We start from the raw sequence: 21,080 nt of genomic DNA, 5'->3' as shown, positions 1-21,080 counted from the left end.
GATATCCAAACTGACTCTATTGATGCCAGTATTCATTAAACAATTGCTCAACGAAACCCAATCTTCTTTTTTTTCACATAATTCATTTATTCGACGTTAAGACATATTTTGTTGAAATATTGACATTACGCTTACAATTCGAGTTTGTGTCATGTCCACTATCGTTGGAATCGCTTCACCCGTACTCTGTGCAAAAACAGGCTGGCAACTTTTTTGCCGTCTTGCCAGTGGCAAATTAATGTCAGGTTTTGCCTGGAAAAATCCCTCTTATCGGCGAAAATTTCTGCTGCGCTCTTTGCTCAAACCACTCGGCACCGCGAAACTGCTATCCAGCCTGGCACAGCACCCGGATTTATTGCTTATTCTTAATGCCCAGCCGGGTTTGCCCTGCCGATTACACCGCCCGTGGCTGTCATTAACCTTCGATGAGAAAAAAACACTCGCCGCGCTCGATTATCATTACAAAACCCTTTATGCGCGCTTACCCACCGAGGTACGTTCAGGTTTTTTTACGCCACAGGGCGTCACCTTTGCTAAATTAACCGGCAAGAATGGGGAGCAGTATACTATCCGTTTTTATACGGACCCGATGCAGGACAAAGAAGGTGAAGCGACACTGGTTTTTTGCGATGAGCAGCGAACCCAACTGGCGGGAATGACCTTCGCGCTGTGTCTATACGAAGGGAAACGCACGCTGTTTATCGGTGGCCTGCAGGGCGCAAAAGCGAATATTCCCCATGAGTTTATCCAGGCCGCAACCAAGAGTTGCCACGGCTTATTTCCTAAACGTCTGCTGCTGGAAGCCTGTACAGAGCTGGCATCTTACCTGGGTATGGAGCAGATTATCGCCGTCAGTAATGACACGCATATTTACCAGAGCTGGCGCTACCGCAAGAAAAAACAGGATAAGCTGCACGCCGACTACGACAGCTTCTGGGAATCGCTCAGCGGCGAACGTACCGCTGAGGGAACCTTCCGCCTGCCAATGTTGATTGTGCGAAAAACCATGGAAGAGATTGCCAGTAAAAAACGCGCGGAGTATCGCCGCCGCTATGATTTACTGGATTCACTGCAAAACCAGATGCGTCAGATTTTACACCGTTAATCCGCTCTCCCGCGCGCCAACCAGAGTACGCGGGAGAACATCTTACGTAGAAGTAATGGCACCGACTCCACGCCCCGCCGCCCCGCTTCCATCGCGACTTCAATAGCTAAGTCGGGTTTCGACGAACGATGAATCGCTTTGATAATGATACGCCGCATATTCATCGGCACATTTTCAGGCAACTGCGCCACACGGCGATACACATCGTCAAACCCCTCGCGAAACATAAAATGCTCCATGTCCAGCGCCGGCAGTTCGGTTAAGTGCTCACGCACCTGGTCACGTTCCTCGTTCAGCAGACCGCGCACCGTTGCCGCGTATTTTTTGCCCGCTTCATCCCCGTCGACCAGCACATGCCATTCAATGCCCATGCGTCTGGCGAATTTGATCAAGGGCTTTAACCCGGACTGGGCGAACTCAATTACCTTAATCCCTTCCGCGTCGAAATGGTGCCCGCACTGACGTGCCAGTTCGTTAATCACCCAGGTCTCCGTTTCTCCTTCTACCAGAAGCCAACAGCGGGCAAACAGCGCCGATGCACGGTTAAAACGAATATGGAAGGCAATACGCCGCCCCTCCTCTGCGTTCATGCCGCCCGGCCCCAGCCGCCATGCAGCAACCCGTGAAGACTCCCTCACAAGGCGGCATACATGCTCAACAGGGGTGAGCGAAAGCAGTTCTCCTGAGTTAGTGGTCGTGATTTGCTGTAACGGCAGCAAGTTGAGTAATTGCCAGGCGACGGAAAGCATAATGGGGTGCAGTCGTGTTTCCGGATCTTCAACCAACAGAAGCGGTCGGGCGTCGCGGTCCAGGCGCACTGTCCCTTTGGCCTGTAACAACGTCGCAAAAAAGCCTAACAGAATGACCCGGTACATACGGCCGCCGGGTTTATCGATCATACGGTTAATGATATCGAGGTAACGCCAGCTACGCTGCTCATCGTGAGAGCGACGGCGCATCAGGCGCTGATGGGATGGACCGCTGCCCTGTTCAGCAAAATAGTGCTCCAGCAGTTGCACCATGGCTGAAAGCCCGTGGCGAATTTGCCCGTCCGTCAGGTTTTGCGGATGGGTCACCAGTTCCCGTGAGAGAAAATCAAGCTGACGCGCGGTTGCTTCTACTTCCAGCGTCTGCGGCAGCGAACCATTACGGATACGTCGCATAAAACGCGCATCACGCAGACGTAGCACCGGCATCAGGCGGATAAGATGGCGCGCCAGGTCATCAATATCGTCGAGTATCAGCGGGTGCCCCTGGGCATCAAGAAAGCTTCGTAGCGTCATGACGCTCTCATCTTGCGCCAGTTCCCCTTCCAGACGGTAAAACAGACGTTGATAGCCATCATCGCTGGGCACCCAGCAGGGCTGAAGCGGTCGATAACGGCGTGTACGGTACCGCCCCGGTTCGGATTCACGAAACGTCAGGATAATGTGCAGATGGTGTTCCCGCCCCTGAATATCTCCCGGCGGAAACCAAAAATCTTCACGTACAAAATGATATAAATCTGTTTCCGGCGAGAGCAACAACGTCAGCGCATCCAGCAGGCTTGATTTACCCCAGGCATTTTCCCCGATCAGGACGTTGGTTTGTTCCAGCATCAGCGATAGCCGATTGATACCGCGAAACCCGACAATCTCTACGCGCTCCAGAATCATAGCCCCTCCGGGAAATATGTCTTTTTTCCATTAAGTTAGCTCAAGTATAGCGGCATGAAACGGGGCAAAACACCGTATTTATCATAGATTAAGCATCTTTGAGTGTGAGCCAGCGTATCGACGCGCTTATGGTTTAATTTTTTAGCGCATGGCTTATTTCATTCGAAATAATTTCCTGCTGCGTTTCTTCGTTCATCGAAAGGCTATTATCATCATTTTGCCTTAAATCAAATTTAAGCCATTTATTTGGCTGGTCCTCACGCGTCATTATTTCTAAAATAGTGACACAGCAGCCAGAAAATGTTTTTGGCTGTCTTCACAGGATGTAGATTTTTATTGAGGATATTATGTTTAGAAAATTAGCGGCGGAATGTTTTGGTACATTCTGGCTGGTATTTGGTGGTTGCGGGAGCGCGGTATTAGCTGCGGCATTCCCAGAACTGGGAATTGGTTTTGTTGGCGTAGCGCTGGCATTTGGTTTAACCGTATTAACGATGGCTTACGCTGTCGGGCATATTTCTGGTGGGCATTTTAATCCCGCCGTAACCCTGGGATTATGGGCGGGTGGTCGTTTCCCGGCAAAAGAGATTATCGGCTATATTATTGCGCAACTGGCAGGCGGGATAATTGCTGCCGGTGTGCTATACCTGATTGCCAGCGGTAAAGCGGGCTTTGATGCTGTCGCCAGCGGCTTTGCGTCAAATGGCTACGGCGAACATTCTCCTGGTCAATATTCCATGACCTCAGCCATCATAATAGAAGTTGTTCTGACTTGTGGCTTCCTGTTAGTTATTCTCGGCGCGACGGATAAATATGCACCTGCTGGTTTTGCCCCTATTGCCATTGGTCTTGCTTTAACGCTGATACATTTGATCAGTATCCCTGTAACAAATACCTCCGTTAACCCGGCACGTAGCACCGCAGTGGCACTCTTTCAGGGTGGCTGGGCGCTAAATCAATTATGGCTATTTTGGGTCATGCCAATTATTGGCGGCATCCTTGGGGGGATTTTGTATCGCACTCTGCTGGAAAAACGTGATTAATTCGAATTAAGCCAATAGGTTATTGGTTTATTTTATCTCTTCGTTTTACGTTGTCAGTTACTCCGAACATTCCTTCTGCCTCTAAGCGGCAACCGGCGTTTTTCATTTAAGGGAGACGCTGGTATCTTCGCCTCTGCTGGTATTGCTAATAATTCTCTTTATTATTAAGCGCCCCCTCTCGTTTTAACATTTACCCCTTAAGCGGTAGACTGGCGGCCTTAAAATTGCGCTAAATCAATCTCTCTGCACATTGCATAAAAAACATCTTTTAAGCCTTTCGGGAGCAGCATAATCTTAAACATGTATTTTAAATATAACTTTAATTTATAAGGTGTGACTATGTTTTGTGTGCAATGTGAACAGACCATCCGTACCCCGGCTGGTGATGGCTGCGCTTATGCGCAGGGTATGTGCGGCAAAACGGCCGAAACATCGGACCTGCAGGATCTGCTGATCGCCGCGCTGCAAGGGCTGTCAGCCTGGGCCAGCAAAGCGCGTGAATACGGCATTATCGTTCATGACATCGACAACTTTGCCCCGCGCGCCTTCTTCTCTACGCTGACCAACGTCAACTTCGATTCCGTGCGTATCGTTGGCTATGCGCGTGAAGCGATTGCCTACCGTGAAGCCTTAAAAGCACAGTGCCTGAGCAAAGATCCGGCAGCCACGGTTGATAACCCGATGGCAGAACTGCAACTGGTCAGTGACGACCTGGGCGATCTGCAGCGTCAGGCGGCAGCCTTCACACCGAATATTGATAAAGCGGTTATCGGTGAAAATATTCTCGGCCTGCGCCTGCTGTGCCTGTACGGCCTGAAAGGGGCCGCAGCCTATATGGAGCATGCCCACGTACTCGGCCAGTACGACAACGAGATTTACGCCCAGTACCATAAAATTATGGCGTGGCTGGGTACCTGGCCTGCTGATATGAATGCCCTGCTCAACTGCTCGATGGAAATCGGTCAGATGAACTTTAAAGTGATGAGCATCCTGGATGCGGGCGAAACCAGCGCCTACGGTCACCCGACGCCGACTCAGGTCAACGTAAAAGCGGTTGCCGGTAAATGCATCCTGATTTCCGGTCACGATCTGAAAGACCTGCATAACCTGCTGCAGCAGACCGAAGGCACGGGTGTTAACGTCTATACCCATGGCGAAATGCTGCCAGCCCACGGCTACCCGGAACTGCGTAAATATAAACATCTGGTAGGTAACTACGGCAGCGGCTGGCAGAACCAGCAGGTTGAATTTGCCCGCTTCCCGGGCCCCATCGTAATGACATCTAACTGCATCATCGACCCGACTGTCGGTTCCTATGATGACCGTATCTGGACGCGCAGCATCGTCGGCTGGCCGGGTGTCAATCATCTGGAAGGCGATGACTTCACCCGCGTTATCGATCAGGCACAACAACTGGCAGGCTTCCCGTACAGCGAAATCGAGCACCTGATCACCGTTGGTTTTGGCCGTCAGACGCTGCTCGGGGCAGCCGATACCCTGATTGATTTGGTGAGCCGTGAAAAACTGCGTCACATCTTCCTGCTTGGCGGCTGTGATGGCGCGCGTGGTGAACGTAACTACTTTACCGACTTCGCCACCAGCGTACCGGATGACTGCCTGATCCTGACCCTGGCGTGCGGTAAATACCGCTTTAACAAGCTGGACTTCGGCAATATCGAAGGCCTGCCGCGTCTGGTGGATGCCGGTCAGTGTAACGACGCCTACTCGGCCATTATTCTTGCCGTCACGCTGGCGGAAAAACTGGGCTGTGGCGTGAACGACCTGCCGCTGTCACTGGTGCTTTCCTGGTTTGAACAGAAAGCGATTGTGATTCTGCTGACTCTCCTCTCACTCGGCGTCACCAATATAGTGACCGGCCCAACGGCGCCTGGCTTCCTGACGCCAGATCTGCTGGCAGTACTGAATGAGAAATTCGGTCTGCGTTCAATCACGACCGTAGAGCAGGATATGCAGCAGTTACTGGGCGCGTAAGGAGTAGAGAATGACGATGCCAACCCCGCAGTGTCCGTGGCGTATGCAGGTTCACCACATCCAACAAGAAACACCGGATGTCTGGACGCTGTCGCTGTTATGCCACGATTATTACCCGTACCGCGCAGGACAATATGCGCTGGTCAGTATTCGCAACAGCGCTGAGCAGATGCGTGCCTATACGATCTCCTCCACGCCGGGCGTCAGCGAATACATCACGCTGACCATCCGTCGTCTTGATGGCGGTCTGGGCTCAGAGTGGCTGACGCGAGACGTCAAACGCGGCGATTATCTCTGGCTGTCTGATGCGCAAGGGGAGTTCACCTGCGATAACAAAGCCAGTGATAAATTACTCTTGCTGGCGGCGGGCTGTGGGGTAACACCGATCATGTCGATGCGCCGCTGGCTGGCAAAATACCGTCCACAGGTTGATGTGCAGGTTATTTTTAGCGTGCGCTCACCCCAGGATGTGATTTTTGCCGATGAGTGGAAAAACTACCCGGTTACCCTGGTGGCGGAAAACAACGCCACGGCTGGCTTCCTTGCCGGTCGCCTGACGCAAGAGATCCTGCGCAGCGTCCCGGACCTTGCTGCCCGTACCGTCATGACCTGTGGGCCAGCGCCTTATATGGACCAGGTTGAGAAAGACGTTAAAGCTCTGGGTGTGACGCAGTTCTTTAATGAGAAGTTCTTCACCCCGGTGGCAGAAGCGGCAACCAGCGGTCTGACATTCACCAAACTACAGCCGGCGAAAACGTTCTACGGTCCGGTTGGCACTACGTTGCTGGAAGCATTCGAAAGTAACAAGGTGCCGGTCAATGCGGCCTGTCGTGCGGGTGTCTGCGGGTCTTGCAAAACGAAAGTGATGTCCGGTAAGTACAGCGTCACCAGCACCATGACATTAACACCACAGGAAATTGCTGAGGGTTATGTTCTGGCCTGCTCCTGCCACCCGGAAAGCGATCTGGTACTGGCATAACCGCCAGTCCCCTATTAAGCAAAAGCCCTTCCTTTTCAGGAAGGGCTTTTTTTAAACCTTAACGCCACTCGGCTGGCGCAACGGAGTAACGCCCCGCGCCCAGGAAGGCCAGTGCCAGTGCGGCAACAAAGAAATAGACCAGGCTTTCGATCGCCCATGCGCCCGTCTTATCCAACATTGCCGTGTTGTTAATACCCACCATCAACCAGGCAACGACCATTGTGAATGCCAGCACCAGCGCTGCCGGACGGACCAGAATGCCCAGAATGATCAGGGCCGGGCAAACCACTTCGCCAATCAGCACACCGTAAGCGATAAAGCCAGGCAATCCTTTCGCCACCAGCATGCCCGCGATGCCATCAATACCGCCGATGAGCTTGTGCAATCCGTGGAACAACATCAATCCACCGACAGTCAAACGCAGCAATAAACGACCAAAGTCTTCGTGCGCTAACATCTTATTAACAGAACCTAACAGAGATTTAACCATTTGAAATGATTCCTATTTTTATTCGACTGTATGCAGATTATTCCTAATCCAAAAATAAATAAAGCCCTAACTAATAAGGGGCAATTTACGCACAAATAATGACATTTCATCGACTACGCTTGTAGACGGAACAATAAGATGGAGGCGTAACGATGAAACAGACTGTAGCCGCTTATATCGCCAGAACACTTGAGCAGGCAGGGGTGAAACGCATCTGGGGTGTAACCGGAGATTCGTTAAACGGATTAAGCGACAGCCTTAACCGCATGGGCACCATTGACTGGATGTCCACGCGCCATGAAGAAGTTGCTGCATTTGCGGCGGGCGCGGAAGCGCAACTCACCGGTGAGCTGGCCGTCTGTGCTGGCTCCTGCGGGCCTGGCAACCTGCATCTGATTAACGGGCTGTTCGACTGCCATCGCAACCACGTACCTGTGCTGGCGATTGCCGCTCACATTCCTTCAAGCGAAATCGGCAGCGGCTACTTTCAGGAGACCCATCCGCAGGAGTTGTTCCGCGAATGCAGCCACTATTGTGAGCTGGTTTCGACCCCCGAACAGATCCCGCAGGTGCTGGCCATCGCCATGCGCAAAGCCATACTTAACCGTGGTGTTTCCGTTGTCGTCATACCCGGAGATGTGGCGTTGAAACCGGCACCAGAGAGCGCCAGCAGCCACTGGTATCCGGCCCCACAACCAGTGGTAGTACCCGCTGAGGAAGAGTTGAAAAAACTGGCGCAGTTGCTGCGCTACTCCAGCAACATCGCCCTGATGTGCGGCAGTGGCTGTGCGGGCGCACATAGTGCGTTGATCGAGTTTGCCGGTAAGTTGAAAGCGCCTGTCGTGCATGCCATGCGCGGTAAAGAGCATGTAGAGTATGACAACCCGTACGATGTTGGCATGACCGGGTTGATTGGCTTCTCGTCGGGTTTTCACACCATGATGAATGCCGATACGTTAATCCTGCTCGGTACCCAGTTCCCCTATCGGGCGTTTTATCCCACGGATGCCAAAATCATTCAAATTGATATCAATCCAGGCAGCATTGGCGCCCACAGCAAGGTAGATATGGCGCTGGTGGGTGATATCAATGCCACCCTCACCGCCCTGCTTCCGCTGCTGGAAGAAAAAACCGATCGCCGTTTTCTGGACAAAGCGCTGGAGCACTATCGCGATGCGCGTAAGGGGCTGGACGATCTGGCAAAACCCAGTGAGAAAGCCATCCACCCGCAATATCTGGCGCAACAGATCAGCCATTTCGCCAGCGACGACGCCATCTTCACATGCGATGTAGGCACACCGACCGTCTGGGCTGCACGTTATCTGAAAATGAACGGTAAGCGCCGCCTGCTGGGGTCGTTCAACCACGGTTCGATGGCCAATGCGATGCCCCAGGCACTGGGGGCGAAAGCAACCCACCCACAACGGCAGGTTGTGGCGATGTGCGGCGATGGTGGTTTCAGCATGCTGATGGGGGATTTTCTCTCGGTGGTGCAAATGAAGCTGCCTGTCAAAATCATCGTTTTTAACAATAGCGTGCTTGGCTTTGTGGCGATGGAGATGAAAGCTGGCGGGTATCTCACCGATGGCACGGAACTGCACGATACCAATTTTGCCCGCATTGCCGAAGCATGCGGGATTACCGGTATCCGGGTGGAAAAATCCGCCGATGTGGATGAGGCTCTCCAACGGGCTTTCTCCATTGATGGCCCGGTGCTGGTGGATGTGGTGGTCGCCAAAGAAGAGCTGGCCATCCCACCGCAGATCAAACTGGAACAGGCCAAAGGCTTTAGCCTTTATATGCTGCGCGCCATTATCAACGGACGTGGCGATGAGGTGATGGAACTGGCGAAAACGAACTGGCTCAGGTAAAACATCCTTTTTGCCTCAACACAAAATCCTTCATGATGCATCAGGATGGCACATCGTCTAACCCCAGACGCGGAGATAATAATGCGACGGGGGTTAGCGGGCGCAGCCTGCACAGAGGCAGCCTGAGGGATGACGTGTAAATAAGGAAGTGCCATGATCGATTTACGCAGTGATACCGTCACCCGCCCGGGGCGCGCCATGCTGGAACATATGCTGGCAGCGCCCGTCGGGGATGATGTTTACGGGGATGACCCGACCGTCAATGAACTGCAGCATTACGCGGCTGCGCTGGGCGGTAAGGAAGCCGCGCTGTTTCTGCCTACAGGTACCCAGGCAAACCTGGTAGCATTGCTCAGCCACTGCGAGCGCGGCGAAGAGTACATTGTCGGCCAGGCCGCACATAATTACCTGTACGAAGCCGGCGGCGCTGCCGTTCTGGGCAGTATCCAGCCGCAGCCTATCGACGCCGCACCGGATGGCAGCCTGCCGCTCGATAAAGTGGCCATGAAAATCAAGCCGGACGATATCCACTTTGCCCGCACCCGCCTGTTAAGCCTGGAAAACACCCACAACGGTAAAGTCCTGCCGCGCGACTACCTGCGACAGGCGTGGGAGTTCACCCGCCAGCGCAACCTTGCGCTGCACGTTGATGGCGCGCGTATTTTCAATGCCGTGGTGGAATATGGCTGTACGTTGCGCAACATCACCCAATACTGCGACTCGTTTACTATTTGCCTCTCTAAAGGTCTTGGCACGCCCGTCGGGTCACTGCTGGTGGGAAGCAAGGATTACATCAGGCGCGCTACCCGCTGGCGTAAAATGACCGGTGGCGGCATGCGTCAGGCGGGAATACTGGCGGCAGCCGGTCTCTATGCGCTTGAGCACAATGTCCAGCGGCTGAAAGACGATCATGATAACGCGGCCTGGCTGGCGGCACAGTTGCGTGAAATTGGCGCCGACGTGATGCGCAATGACACCAATATGTTGTTTGTCCGCGTAGGGGAAGAAAACGCGGCGGCGCTCGGAGCCTTTATGCGTGAGCGCGATGTGCTGATTAACGCTTCGCCGATTGTGCGCCTGGTGACCCATCTGGACGTCAGCCGCGATCAGCTTGCCGATGTTGTTTCTCACTGGCAGGCGTTTTTGCAGCGTTAAGGAGCAGGGTGTGCCGCAACGAACTCTGGTGCTCGGGGCCAGTGGCTACATTGGTCAGCACCTGATCCAGGCGTTAAGTCAGCAGGGGCATGAGATTCTCGCTGTGGCACGCCATCTTACTCGCCTGCAAAAACAGCAGTTGCCGGGGGTAAGTTGCCATGAAACGGATCTTATCTGGCCAGACAATCTCCCGGCGCTGTTTGAGGGGATCGATACCCTCTACTTCCTGGTGCATAGCATGGGCGAGAGCGGCGACTTTATCGCCCAGGAGCGACAAATTGCCCTCAACGTGCGCGATACGCTGCGGCAATGTCCGGTCCGGCAGGTGATTTTTCTCAGCTCACTGCAGGCCAAAGGATCCAGTGACTCCAGCCACCTGATTGCCCGCCAGCTCACCGGCGATATCCTGCGCGACGCGGATGTTCCTGTTACGGAATTGCGCGCCGGGATTATTGTTGGCGCAGGCTCGGCCGCGTTTGAAGTGATGCGCGATATGGTTTATAACCTGCCAGTGCTGACGCCGCCGCTGTGGGTGCGTTCACGAACCACGCCCATTGCGCTGGAGAATCTGCTCCACTACCTGCTGGAGTTACGCCATCATCCGTCGCAAGAGCACCGCGTTTTTGAGGCTGCCGGCCCGGAAACGCTGAGTTACCAGCAACAGTTTGAACACTTTATGGCGGTCAGTGGCGTTACCCGTCCGTTGATCCCTGTCCCTCTGCCCACCCGGCTTATCTCGGTCTGGTTTTTACAGGTCATCACGTCCGTGCCACCGACTATTGCGCGCGCGCTGATTCAGGGGTTAAAGCACGATCTGCTGGCTGACGATGGCCCCCTTCGCCAGCTCATCCCCCAGCCACTGATCACTTTCGACGAAGCGGTTCGTCGTACACTTCGCGAAGAAGAGAAATTGGTGAATTCCAGCGACTGGGGATATTCCCCGCAGGCATTTGCACGCTGGCGTCCGCAATACGGCTATTTCCCCAAACAGGCGGGCTTTACCGTTGAAACCGCCGCCAGCCTGGAGGCGCTGTGGGCGGTGGTTAACCAGATCGGCGGTAAAGAGCGTTACTTTTTTGGCAATGTTCTCTGGCAAACCCGTGCCGCGCTGGATCATCTGATCGGCCATCGTCTGGCGAAAGGCCGTCCGCAGCGTCCGTTTTTGCAGCCAGGCGACCAGGTTGATAGCTGGAAAGTGATCATCGCCGAGCCGCAAGAGCAATTAGCACTGCTGTTCGGGATGAAAGCGCCGGGGCTGGGTCGCCTGAGCTTTACCCTCACCGACAAAGGTCAATACCGTCTGCTGGATGTGCGCGCCTGGTGGCATCCGCACGGTATGCCAGGGCTGCTCTACTGGCTGCTGATGATCCCCGCGCATCTGTTTATTTTTCGGGGCATGGCGCGGCGAATTGCGCGACTGGCAGAACAAAACGCAGAAAAAAAGTAAATTCAGACATTATTCTTTCATGTTTCCCATTGCATACCGCCCTGTTTCACGGAAGAATGCGCACGCAATGATTGCGGGTCACTATAGTGGATTGCTATGAAGGTTCTGGTCACAGGCGCAACCAGCGGTTTAGGCCGAAACGCCGTCGAATATTTGCGTCAAAAAGGCATTAGCGTACGCGCAACGGGCCGCAACAAAGCCATGGGCGAGTTGCTGACAAAAATGGGCGCTGAGTTTATTCACGCCGATCTGACCGAGCTGGTCTCTTCGCAGGCCAAAGTGATGCTCGCCGGGGTGGATACCCTGTGGCACTGTTCCAGTTTTACCTCTCCCTGGGGTACACAGGCAGCCTTTGACCTGGCGAACGTCCGGGCAACCCGCCGCCTCGGCGAATGGGCCGTGGCCTGGGGCGTGCGTAACTTCATTCATATTTCATCGCCATCACTCTATTTCGATTATCACCACCATCACGACATTCGTGAGGATTTCCGTCCGGCGCGCTTAGCTAACGAGTTCGCCCGTAGTAAAGCCGCCAGCGAAGAGGTGATTCAACTGCTTGCGCAGGCCAACCCCAATACCCGTTTTACAGTTTTACGCCCGCAGAGTCTGTTCGGCCCGCACGATAAAGTCTTTATCCCCCGCCTGGCGCAGATGATGCACCACTACCGCAGCATCTTACTGCCGCGCGGTGGGCAAGCACTGGTCGATATGACCTACTATGAAAACGCGGTGCATGCGATGTGGCTGGCAAGCCAGCCCGTTTGTGATGCGCTGCCGTCCGGGCGAGCGTACAACATCACTAACGGCGAGCCGCGCACTCTGCGTAGCATCGTGCAAAAATTAATTGACGATTTGGGGATGGACTGCCGCATCCGCTCGGTGCCTTATGCGATGCTGGATATGATCGCACGCAGCATGGAACGTTTCGGCGACAAATCAGCGAAAGAGCCTTCGTTCACCCATTATGGGGTATCCAAGCTGAATTTCGATTTCACGCTGGATATCCAAAGAGCGAAGAACGAGCTGGGGTATGAACCTATTGTCTCTGTCGATGAGGGCATTGCCCGCACGGCTTACTGGCTGCGGGATCACGGGAAGTTGCCGCGCTAAACGGCCCTTCCCTCAAGCGTCCTCATCCCTGACCATATTTTTCCAGCAGCGCCTCGGCAATCGCCTGGCTTTCCGCATCGGCCATGCCATTCCATAATGCCGGGCGGAAATGCATCTGGAAGGCCATAATCACCCTTTTCTGCTGGGCGGCGCTCATCTCCGGTTTGACCTCATAACCGTAGCGCGCCAGCAGATCGAGCAGTGAGGCCGTCTCTACCGCTTCATACGGCGCGCGACCATTCAGATAGAATGCCACACGCGCGGCATCGGGCCATGCCCCTACCCCCTGTGACGCCAGTTCACGCCACGGGAAAAGTGGCCCCGGATCATCTTTGCGCTGCGGGGCGATATCCGAATGCGCCACCACGTTCTGTGGCTGGATGTGATAACGACTGACAATGTCTTTCATCAGCGGAACCAGCGCGGCAATCTGTTCAGGCTCAAAGGGGGTAAATCGCTTCACCCCTGCCACGTTTTGCCAGCCACGGTTTTCCAGCTCAATACCGATAGAGGTATCATTGATTCGCGTAGCGTTGCGCCAGTAGCTGATCCCCGCATGCCAGGCCAGCTCACTTTCCGGCACCAGTTGCCAGATACGCGGCTTACCATGATGGACAGGCGGGTGCGCCGGAATCAAATAGTGCGAACTCACCTGCTTATCGGTGAGCGTCGCCAGCGAAACATCAAAGTCATCCGCCGTGTAGTGCACCACCAGTACTTTGATACGCGGATACGCCGCCTGCGCCTGACGGCGGGTATCAAGCTGAAAACCGTCTTTATCGACGATCCCCTTCTCACCCGCACAACCCACCAGAAGTAGCGCTAACAACAGTAAGGATAAAAAGCGGCTCATCTGCGTGTTTTCACCGCCGTACCGCTCACGCTCACCATCAGCATGCTGCTGTCTTTGCCCACCGTTTCATAATCGATATCGATACCCACGACGGCATTCGCGCCCAGCGCTTTTGCCTGCTCGCCCATCTCGCGAAACGCAATTTCACGCGCCTTGCGCAGCTCTTTTTCATACGCGCCTGAACGGCCCCCCACGATGTCGCGAATACCGGCGAAAAAGTCGCGAAAAATATTGGCCCCCAGAATCGCTTCGCCGGTGACGACGCCGCAGTATTCGACAATCGGCTGGCCTTCGAGGGTGGGTGTTGTTGAAAATTGCATCAGCGTCTCCTTTTGATACTCAGTGCGTTATAAAGCACATTATCGGAGCAATACACTATTCTTGAAAGGTGGTTATATCCGAAGAGAAAATAAGGAAATCAATATGCGCTACTCTGCTTTGACTCTCGTTTTACCGTGCGCGCTGCTGCTCAGCGCCTGTACCACGGTTACACCAGCGTTTAAGGATATCGGAACCCGCAGCGGCCCTTGTATCGAAGGCGGCCCCGATACTGTTGCACAACAATTTTACGATTATCGCATTGAGCACCGCAGTAATGATTTTTCCGCACTGCGTCCGTACCTGAGCGACGATCTGGCGGCTTCGCTCACCGCGGCCAGTAAAGATAATCGCAATACCACGCTCCTGAAATCCGATCCCTTCTCCAGCAGAACCGTCATGCCGGAGAAAGCAAGCGTTGCCAGTGCCTCAACGATCCCGAACACCGATGCGCGAAACATTCCACTGCGGGTCACCCTGACTCAGGGCTCCCAAAGCTGGCAGGATGAAGTGCTGATGATCCGTGAAGGTCGGTGCTGGGCTGTGGATGATGTGCGCTACCTCGGTGGCGCGGCGCATGCTCCGGCCGGGACATTGCGCCAGTCTGTTGAGCATCGCTGACAAGATGCCCATGAAAGTGGGAAATATGCATTAATCCCCGCAAAATGTCTGGCATTCCAGCGTGAATGCCGACATTTATGCCTGCTTCCATCACGCCCCGGTATTTTGTGCTAACTTTATGTGTGAACGCGGTTTATATTTAAGTTTTAACGCACAAATATTGCATAACTATTCTGCGAACGTTACTATTTGCGGCCTCAATTGCTATTAGATTGCCTCGATGAGTATAAAATTAAACGGCATTAACTGCTTCTATGGTGCGCACCAGGCGCTCTTTGACATTACGCTTGACTGCCCGCAGGGTGAAACACTTGTGCTGCTTGGCCCGAGTGGCGCGGGTAAGAGCTCATTATTACGCGTATTGAACCTGCTTGAGATGCCGCGCTCCGGTCAGTTAAGCATCGCAGGCAATCACTTCGATTTTGCCAAAGCCCCTTCTGACAAAGCGATTCGCGATTTGCGTCAGAACGTGGGTATGGTGTTTCAGCAATACAATCTTTGGCCGCACTTAACGGTAGCCCAGAACCTGATTGAAGCCCCGTGCCGCGTGCTGGGTCTGAGTAAAGATGAGGCGCTCGCCCGTGCGGACAAACTGCTGGAACGTTTACGTCTTAAGCCCTACAGCGATCGTTATCCGCTGCATCTTTCCGGCGGCCAACAGCAGCGTGTGGCGATTGCCCGCGCTCTGATGATGGAGCCACAGGTTCTGCTGTTTGATGAACCGACAGCCGCGCTGGATCCGGAAATTACCGCGCAAATCGTCAGCATCATTCGTGAACTGGCAGAAACCGGTATTACGCAGGTTATCGTGACCCATGAAGTGGAAGTGGCGCGCAAAACCGCCAGCCGCGTGGTCTATATGGAAAACGGTCATATTATCGAACAAGGGGATGCGAGCTGCTTTGCTTCGCCGCAGACCGACGCGTTTAAATATTATTTATCTCACTGAGTTCTCGGGGAAATGACAATGAAAAAAGTATTGATCGCCGCGCTACTTGCAAGCGTCAGCCTGTCTGCTTCCGCAGCACAGACTATCCGTTTCGCCACCGAAGCAAGCTACCCTCCGTTTGAATCTACCGACGCCAACAACAAAATCGTTGGTTTCGATGTGGACCTGGCAAACGCGCTGTGTAAAGAGATTGATGCCACCTGTACCTTCACCAACCAGGCGTTCGATAGCCTGATCCCCAGCCTGAAATTCCGTCGTTTCGACGCGGTAATGGCCGGTATGGACATCACCCCGGAGCGTGAGAAACAGGTTCTGTTTACCACTCCATACTATGACAACTCAGCGCTGTTCGTGGGTCAAACCGGTAAGTACACCAGCATCGATGCCCTGAAAGGCAAGAAAGTGGGCGTGCAGAACGGCACTACTCACCAGAAATTCATCAACGATAAGCACCCGGAAATCACCACCGTTCCGTACGACAGCTATCAGAATGCCAAGCTGGATCTGCAGAATGGCCGTATCGATGCCGTATTTGGTGACACCGCAGTTGTCACAGAATGGCTGAAATCGAACGATAAACTGGCCGCCGTTGGCGACAAAGTGACCGATAAAGAGTACTTCGGCACGGGCCTGGGTATCGCCGTTCGTCAGGGCAACACCGAGTTGCAGCAGAAATTCAACACTGCGCTGGAAAAAGTGAAGAAAGATGGCACCTACGAAACCATCTACAACAAATGGTTCCAGAAGTAATCCTTGATGAATGAAATTTTTCCATTAGCAAGCGCCGCCGGGATGACCGTCGGCCTTGCCGTTTGCGCACTGATCATCGGCCTGGTTCTGGCGATGATCTTTGCGGTATGGGAGTCAGCCAAATGGCGTCCCGTTGCGTGGGCTGGCTCGGCGCTGGTCACTATTTTGCGCGGCTTACCAGAAATTCTGGTCGTGCTGTTTATCTATTTCGGCTCATCACAGCTACTGTTAATTCTTTCTGACGGTTTCACCCTCAATCTGGGGTTCGTGCAACTCCCGATACAGGTGCAGATCGAGAACTTTGATGTCAGCCCGTTCTTCTGCGGCGTGATCGCCCTGTCATTGCTGTACTCCGCCTACGCGTCACAGACCTTACGTGGCGCGTTAAAAGCGGTACCGCAAGGTCAGTGGGAATCGGGCCAGGCGCTGGGGCTGTCAAAAAGCGCCATTTTCTTCCGTCTGGTCATGCCGCAAATGTGGCGTCACGCGTTGCCGGGCCTTGGCAACCAGTGGCTGGTACTGTTGAAAGATACCGCGCTGGTATCGCTTATCAGCGTTAATGACCTGATGTTGCAAACCAAAAGTATCGCCACCCGTACCCAGGAGCCATTTACCTGGTACATTGTGGCGGCAGCGATTTATCTGGTGGTCACTCTGCTCAGTCAGTGGATCCTTAAGCGTATCGATCTGCGCGCCACACGCTTTGAACGGAGACCAGACTGATGCTTGAGTACTTACCCGAGCTGCTGAAAGGCCTGCACACCAGCCTGACGCTCACCGTGGCATCGCTGATTGCCGCGTTGGTTCTGTCGTTGCTCTTTACCATTGTGCTGACGCTAAAGACGCCCGTTCTGTCATGGATAGTCCGTGGCTATATCACGCTGTTTACCGGTACCCCGCTGCTGGTGCAGATCTTCCTGATTTACTACGGTCCGGGCCAGTTCCCGGTGCTGCAGGAATATCCGGTTATCTGGCACCTACTGTCGGAACCCTGGCTGTGTGCCTTGCTGGCGCTCTCCCTGAACAGCGCGGCCTATACCACGCTGCTGTTTTACGGGGCGATCCGCGCCATTCCGCAAGGTCAGTGGCAGTCCTGTAGCGCGCTGGGGATGAGCAAGAAAGACACGCTGGCGATTCTGTTGCCGTATGCATTCAAACGCGCCTTATCGTCCTATTCGAACGAAGTGGTGCTGGTGTTCAAGAGTACATCGCTGGCCTATACCATTACGCTGATGGAAGTGATGGGGCACGGCCAGTTGCTGTACGGACGCACCTACGATGTGATGGTATTTGGTGCTGCCGGGGCGATTTATCTTATCGTTAACGGCCTGCTGACCCTGATGATGCGTCTGATTGAGCGTAAAGCGCTGGCCTTTGAGCGTCGCAACTAAAACCACACAAAATGCATAAATAGTAAACAAGAGAGCGAGCAACTTATTAATTGCTCGCTTTTTTTATGTGAAAAATAAAATAACTAATCAAATATATTGCATATAAATTCATTAAATGGCATTGTTAGCCCCATGCCTCAGACACGGCAACCGCAAAACAATAAGATTGACAGACAGGAGCTCCAAAAATGAAAAAACTGATTCTGGCCGCATTACTTGCCTCTTTCGCTGCTGGCGCAACCGCCGCGGATAAAATTAATTTCGGTGTCTCTGCTACCTACCCGCCGTTTGAATCCATGGATGCGAATAACAAGATTGTGGGCTTTGATATCGACCTGGCAAACGCGCTCTGTACCCAGATGAAAGCAGAGTGTACTTTCACCAACCATGCCTTTGACAGCCTGATCCCGTCCCTGAAATTCAAAAAATATGACGCGGTTATCTCCGGCATGGATATCACGCCTGAGCGCAGCAAACAGGTCTCCTTCACCGAGCCGTACTACGCCAACTCCGCCGTGGTTATCGCCAAAAAAGATGCGTATAAAACCTTCGATGACCTGAAAGGCAAACGTATCGGTATGGAAAACGGCACCACGCACCAGAAATACCTGCAGGACAAACACCCGGAAGTGAAAACCGTAGCTTATGACAGCTACCAGAACGCGATTATCGACCTGAAAAATGGCCGTATCGATGGCGTGTTCGGTGATACCGCGGTGGTCAACGAGTGGCTGAAAACCAACCCGCAACTGGGTGTTGCGACTCCGAAAGTGACCGATCCGCAGTATTTCGGCACAGGCCTTGGTATCGCGGTACGCCCGGATAACAAAGCCCTGCTGGAAAAACTGAACGCGGCCCTGGCAGCCATCAAAGCTGACGGCACTTACCAGAAAATCAGCGATCAGTGGTTCCCGCAGTAAGCGGAATTGAAGAGAAAAAGCCGCGTGACGCGGCTTTTTTTATGCTCTCACGCTCCCTGAAACGGCAGCGTAAAGCGGAAACACGACCCCGGTTGCGCATCCACCAGCCGGATATCGCCACCGTGCAATTGCAGCATACGCCGGACAATCATCAGCCCCAGCCCGCCGCGCGACTCTCCCGCACTGGCCTTGTCCAGCACCGACGGGCGCTGGAACAACGTAGCCCGCAGCGCACCCGGTACACCGGACCCGTTGTCCTCAACCTCAACCATAAGCTGGTCATCCTGCTGACGGGCGCGCAGATAAATCTTCCCACCGTTGGGCGTATGACGCACCGCATTATCCAGCAAATTGGTGAGCACCCGTTCCATCATCGACAAATCGGCATACACCAGCGGCAGGTTGGTGGGCAACTCCAGCAGTAATCGGATGTCGCGCGTTTCCGCCATCAGATCGAATTTTTGTGCCACATCCTGCAAAAGTTCCGCCATTGAGAAGGGTTCCGGCTGCGGTTTGATGCCACCATGTTCCAGCCGCGCCAGTTCAAAGAGCTGTTGAGACAGGTGCCGGACTTTGTTTCCCTGGCGCAAGGCGATGCTCAGATAATGCTTCGACTCTTCCGGCGTTAAATGCCCGGCCTTCACCGAAAGGGTTTCCAGGTAGCCGAGTAATGAGGTCAGCGGGGTACGTAAATCGTGCGAAATATTGGCGACAAACTCCCGTCGCTGTCGGTCATTGTCTGCCAATTGATCCCACTGGCTGGCTATCTGCCGGGAAAGCTCAATAAAGGCGTTTTCCAGGACCGCGACTTCATTTCCTGCCTCAGGATCCGGCGCACGCAACGCCAGTTGCTTGATGGCGCTGATGCTATCCTGCTCCAGCCCCTGCACCTCGCGGGTCAACTTTTTCACCGGACGCGTCACCCACCACCAGGTAAGACCGCCTGCCAGTGCGCCAAACACCGCCACTAACAGCAACGACCACAGCAATGCGCTCCACAGCGCTTTTTGCCAGGCAGTATCCGCCAGCGCGTTCAGGTTCTCACCCTGCAAAATAATGTAGAGATAACCCCGCAACTGACCATCGAGGCGAATCGGCGACACGCTAAAGACTTTTTGTTTGTCGACACTGCGCGGATCGTCGCCGTAGACTGGCCAGGCCGCGCCGGATAGAAAGTGCTGCAACGGGGCGACATCGATATGCTCGCGACGAAGATGCCCAGGCGGCGCGGCATCGGCCAGCAAGTCGCCTTCCGGGGAGATCATATACAGCTCGACGCTGGGGTTGAGCGTCATCAGGCGGTCAAACAGCGATTTCAGCGTCTGGCGATTCACTTTGCCCTGGGAATCAAGCAGCGGCTCACTGCTGGCAATTTGCTGAGCAAGACCCGCAGAAAGCCGTTGCACCATCGCATCGCCGTAGCGGGTGCTACTGTAGAGCTGAACGCTGCAGGCTGCGGCGGCGCAGAGCAGGAGCAGCACGGTGAAGAGCAGCGTCAGGCGCTGAGTCAGACTTAAACGACGCATCATTCCCCCTCAGGCTCCGAAACGGCAAATTTATAGCCTTTCCCCCAGACGGTCAGAATAATTTCCGGTGCGGCGGCATCCTTTTCAATCTTCATACGCAGACGGTTGATATGGGTATTAACCGTGTGCTCATAGCCTTCATGCTGATATCCCCACACCTGATCGAGCAGCGCCAGGCGCGAGAAAACCTCGCCGGGGTGACGGGCAAACCAGTAGAGCAGATCGAACTCGCGCGGCGTCAGATCAATCAACTCGCCGCGCAGGCGCACCTCGCGGGGAAGCGGGTCGATGGTTAAACCGTGACAGGCAATACTGCCCATATCAAGACGCAGGTTGCGTCCCATCGCCTCCTGGCGACGAAACAGCGCCTTCACCCTCGCCACCAGTTCCAGTATCGAAAATGGCTTCGCCAGATAATCATCCGCCCCCATTTCCAGCCCCAGAACCCGATGTGTCTCACTGGTTCGGGCGCTGATGATAATGACCGGCAGATAGCGGGTCATCTGGCGGATGCGGCGGCAAATCTCCAGCCCATCGACATTCGGCAGCATCAGATCGAGGATCACCGCATCCCAGTCGGTCTTTTCAAGCTGGGCGAGCGCACGCGCCCCATCCTCTTCATGAACAATCTGGTAGCCCTCGTCCTGCAAATTAAGCCGCAGCAGGCCAGCAATATCCCGATCATCTTCGACCAGCAGTATTTTTTTTGCGGTTTCCATAGCCCGTTCCGGTTGCCTTTCTCTTTATTAGCTTACCCAATAGTCGCGCATTGAGTTATCACAAATAATTTATATTTCCGTGAGGAAGTCGTGACCGGTCCAGGCGTAAGCTGCGGCCTGTCACCCACACTTTCCGGAGTCAGGCAAGAGAGTCAGGTGACACCCCCTCTCACCTTGCAAGGAAAC

20 protein-coding genes are annotated in these 21,080 nt (G+C 54.0%); 14 read left to right on the top strand and 6 right to left on the bottom strand.

All coding sequences use genetic code 11. From position 1 onward, the window contains the following. Positions 1 to 151: 151 nt before the first annotated feature. On the top strand, positions 152 to 1,105 hold the full coding sequence (locus tag ABIB59_RS05115; RefSeq protein WP_317077410.1) for a VirK/YbjX family protein: 954 nt from the start codon (positions 152 to 154) through the stop codon (positions 1,103 to 1,105). Here ABIB59_RS05115 and ABIB59_RS05110 read toward each other — a convergent pair. Beyond that, positions 1,102 to 2,760: an ATP-dependent endonuclease gene (locus ABIB59_RS05110; protein ID WP_039078521.1), complete on the bottom strand. Its 1,659-nt coding sequence runs from the start codon at positions 2,758 to 2,760 to the stop codon at positions 1,102 to 1,104. The two genes, ABIB59_RS05115 and ABIB59_RS05110, sit on opposite strands and share 4 nt — an antisense overlap. Before the next feature lie 347 nt (positions 2,761 to 3,107). On the opposite strand from ABIB59_RS05110, the gene aqpZ reads away from it, so the two are divergent. The 3 genes from aqpZ (at position 3,108) to hcr (ending at position 6,774) form a co-directional block, all read left to right on the top strand. Beyond that, entirely contained in the window at positions 3,108 to 3,803 is a 696-nt protein-coding gene (gene aqpZ / locus ABIB59_RS05105; protein ID WP_079498330.1) for an aquaporin Z, read from the top strand. 339 nt (positions 3,804 to 4,142) lie between these two features. After that, on the top strand, positions 4,143 to 5,795 hold the full coding sequence (gene hcp, locus ABIB59_RS05100; RefSeq protein ID WP_103245785.1) for a hydroxylamine reductase: 1,653 nt from the start codon (positions 4,143 to 4,145) through the stop codon (positions 5,793 to 5,795). Positions 5,796 to 5,805: 10 nt separating this feature from the next. Next, the gene (gene hcr / locus ABIB59_RS05095; RefSeq protein WP_071196075.1) at positions 5,806 to 6,774 is read left to right on the top strand and encodes an NADH oxidoreductase; all 969 of its coding nucleotides are present in this window, start codon (positions 5,806 to 5,808) and stop codon (positions 6,772 to 6,774) included. Positions 6,775 to 6,832: 58 nt separating this feature from the next. Here the strand turns inward: hcr and ABIB59_RS05090 are convergent, their stop codons facing one another. Beyond that, positions 6,833 to 7,264: a DoxX family protein gene (locus tag ABIB59_RS05090; RefSeq protein ID WP_354034285.1), complete on the bottom strand. Its 432-nt coding sequence runs from the start codon at positions 7,262 to 7,264 to the stop codon at positions 6,833 to 6,835. A gap of 152 nt (positions 7,265 to 7,416) precedes the next feature. On the opposite strand from ABIB59_RS05090, the gene poxB reads away from it, so the two are divergent. The 4 genes from poxB to ABIB59_RS05070 all read left to right on the top strand — a co-directional run bounded on the left by poxB (position 7,417) and on the right by ABIB59_RS05070 (position 12,847). Further along, positions 7,417 to 9,135, top strand: coding sequence for a ubiquinone-dependent pyruvate dehydrogenase (gene poxB / locus ABIB59_RS05085; RefSeq protein WP_354034283.1), 1,719 nt, complete (start codon positions 7,417 to 7,419; stop codon positions 9,133 to 9,135). Positions 9,136 to 9,288: 153 nt separating this feature from the next. Then, on the top strand, positions 9,289 to 10,290 hold the full coding sequence (gene ltaE, locus ABIB59_RS05080; RefSeq protein WP_354034281.1) for a low-specificity L-threonine aldolase: 1,002 nt from the start codon (positions 9,289 to 9,291) through the stop codon (positions 10,288 to 10,290). Between the two features lie 10 nt (positions 10,291 to 10,300). Then, positions 10,301 to 11,737 (top strand): DUF2867 domain-containing protein, encoded by a 1,437-nt coding sequence (locus ABIB59_RS05075; protein WP_354034279.1) that lies wholly within the window; start codon positions 10,301 to 10,303, stop codon positions 11,735 to 11,737. Positions 11,738 to 11,833: 96 nt separating this feature from the next. Further along, a complete protein-coding gene (locus ABIB59_RS05070) occupies positions 11,834 to 12,847 on the top strand; it encodes a 3-beta-hydroxysteroid dehydrogenase (protein ID WP_354034277.1) in 1,014 nt (337 codons plus the stop codon). Between the two features lie 22 nt (positions 12,848 to 12,869). Here ABIB59_RS05070 and ABIB59_RS05065 read toward each other — a convergent pair whose 3' ends face one another. After that, positions 12,870 to 13,700 (bottom strand): N-acetylmuramoyl-L-alanine amidase, encoded by an 831-nt coding sequence (locus tag ABIB59_RS05065; RefSeq protein ID WP_354034275.1) that lies wholly within the window; start codon positions 13,698 to 13,700, stop codon positions 12,870 to 12,872. After that, complete coding sequence (locus ABIB59_RS05060; protein ID WP_354034273.1) at positions 13,697 to 14,020, bottom strand: heavy metal-binding domain-containing protein; 324 nt, start codon at positions 14,018 to 14,020, stop codon at positions 13,697 to 13,699. The genes ABIB59_RS05065 and ABIB59_RS05060 overlap by 4 nt, the downstream gene beginning before the upstream one ends. A 103-nt stretch (positions 14,021 to 14,123) precedes the next feature. Here ABIB59_RS05060 and ABIB59_RS05055 point away from each other — a divergent pair, with 103 nt between their 5' ends. The 6 genes from ABIB59_RS05055 (at position 14,124) to artJ (ending at position 18,649) form a co-directional block, all read left to right on the top strand. After that, on the top strand, positions 14,124 to 14,639 hold the full coding sequence (locus ABIB59_RS05055) for a lipoprotein (protein WP_317077418.1): 516 nt from the start codon (positions 14,124 to 14,126) through the stop codon (positions 14,637 to 14,639). Positions 14,640 to 14,859: 220 nt separating this feature from the next. After that, a complete protein-coding gene (gene artP, locus ABIB59_RS05050) occupies positions 14,860 to 15,588 on the top strand; it encodes an arginine ABC transporter ATP-binding protein ArtP (protein WP_039078509.1) in 729 nt (242 codons plus the stop codon). Between the two features lie 18 nt (positions 15,589 to 15,606). After that, the gene (artI, locus tag ABIB59_RS05045) at positions 15,607 to 16,338 is read left to right on the top strand and encodes an arginine ABC transporter substrate-binding protein ArtI (protein WP_071196069.1); all 732 of its coding nucleotides are present in this window, start codon (positions 15,607 to 15,609) and stop codon (positions 16,336 to 16,338) included. A gap of 6 nt (positions 16,339 to 16,344) precedes the next feature. After that, complete coding sequence (artQ, locus tag ABIB59_RS05040) at positions 16,345 to 17,061, top strand: arginine ABC transporter permease ArtQ (protein ID WP_039078507.1); 717 nt, start codon at positions 16,345 to 16,347, stop codon at positions 17,059 to 17,061. Further along, the gene (gene artM, locus ABIB59_RS05035; RefSeq protein WP_039078506.1) at positions 17,061 to 17,729 is read left to right on the top strand and encodes an arginine ABC transporter permease ArtM; all 669 of its coding nucleotides are present in this window, start codon (positions 17,061 to 17,063) and stop codon (positions 17,727 to 17,729) included. The genes artQ and artM overlap by 1 nt, the downstream gene beginning before the upstream one ends. 188 nt (positions 17,730 to 17,917) lie before the next feature. Further along, positions 17,918 to 18,649 (top strand): arginine ABC transporter substrate-binding protein ArtJ, encoded by a 732-nt coding sequence (gene artJ / locus ABIB59_RS05030; protein WP_039078505.1) that lies wholly within the window; start codon positions 17,918 to 17,920, stop codon positions 18,647 to 18,649. 47 nt (positions 18,650 to 18,696) lie between these two features. On the opposite strand, the gene ABIB59_RS05025 is transcribed toward artJ, so the two are convergent. Both ABIB59_RS05025 and ABIB59_RS05020 read right to left on the bottom strand, forming a co-directional pair. Next, the gene (locus ABIB59_RS05025; RefSeq protein ID WP_110295651.1) at positions 18,697 to 20,178 is read right to left on the bottom strand and encodes a sensor histidine kinase; all 1,482 of its coding nucleotides are present in this window, start codon (positions 20,176 to 20,178) and stop codon (positions 18,697 to 18,699) included. After that, positions 20,175 to 20,894: a response regulator gene (locus ABIB59_RS05020; RefSeq protein ID WP_039078503.1), complete on the bottom strand. Its 720-nt coding sequence runs from the start codon at positions 20,892 to 20,894 to the stop codon at positions 20,175 to 20,177. The genes ABIB59_RS05025 and ABIB59_RS05020 overlap by 4 nt, the downstream gene beginning before the upstream one ends. Positions 20,895 to 21,080: the final 186 nt, after the last annotated feature.

Source organism: Citrobacter sp. UYEF32, from assembly GCF_040546205.1.
Classification (GTDB): domain Bacteria; phylum Pseudomonadota; class Gammaproteobacteria; order Enterobacterales; family Enterobacteriaceae; genus Phytobacter; species Phytobacter diazotrophicus.
This window is presented reverse-complemented; position numbering and strand designations above follow the sequence as displayed.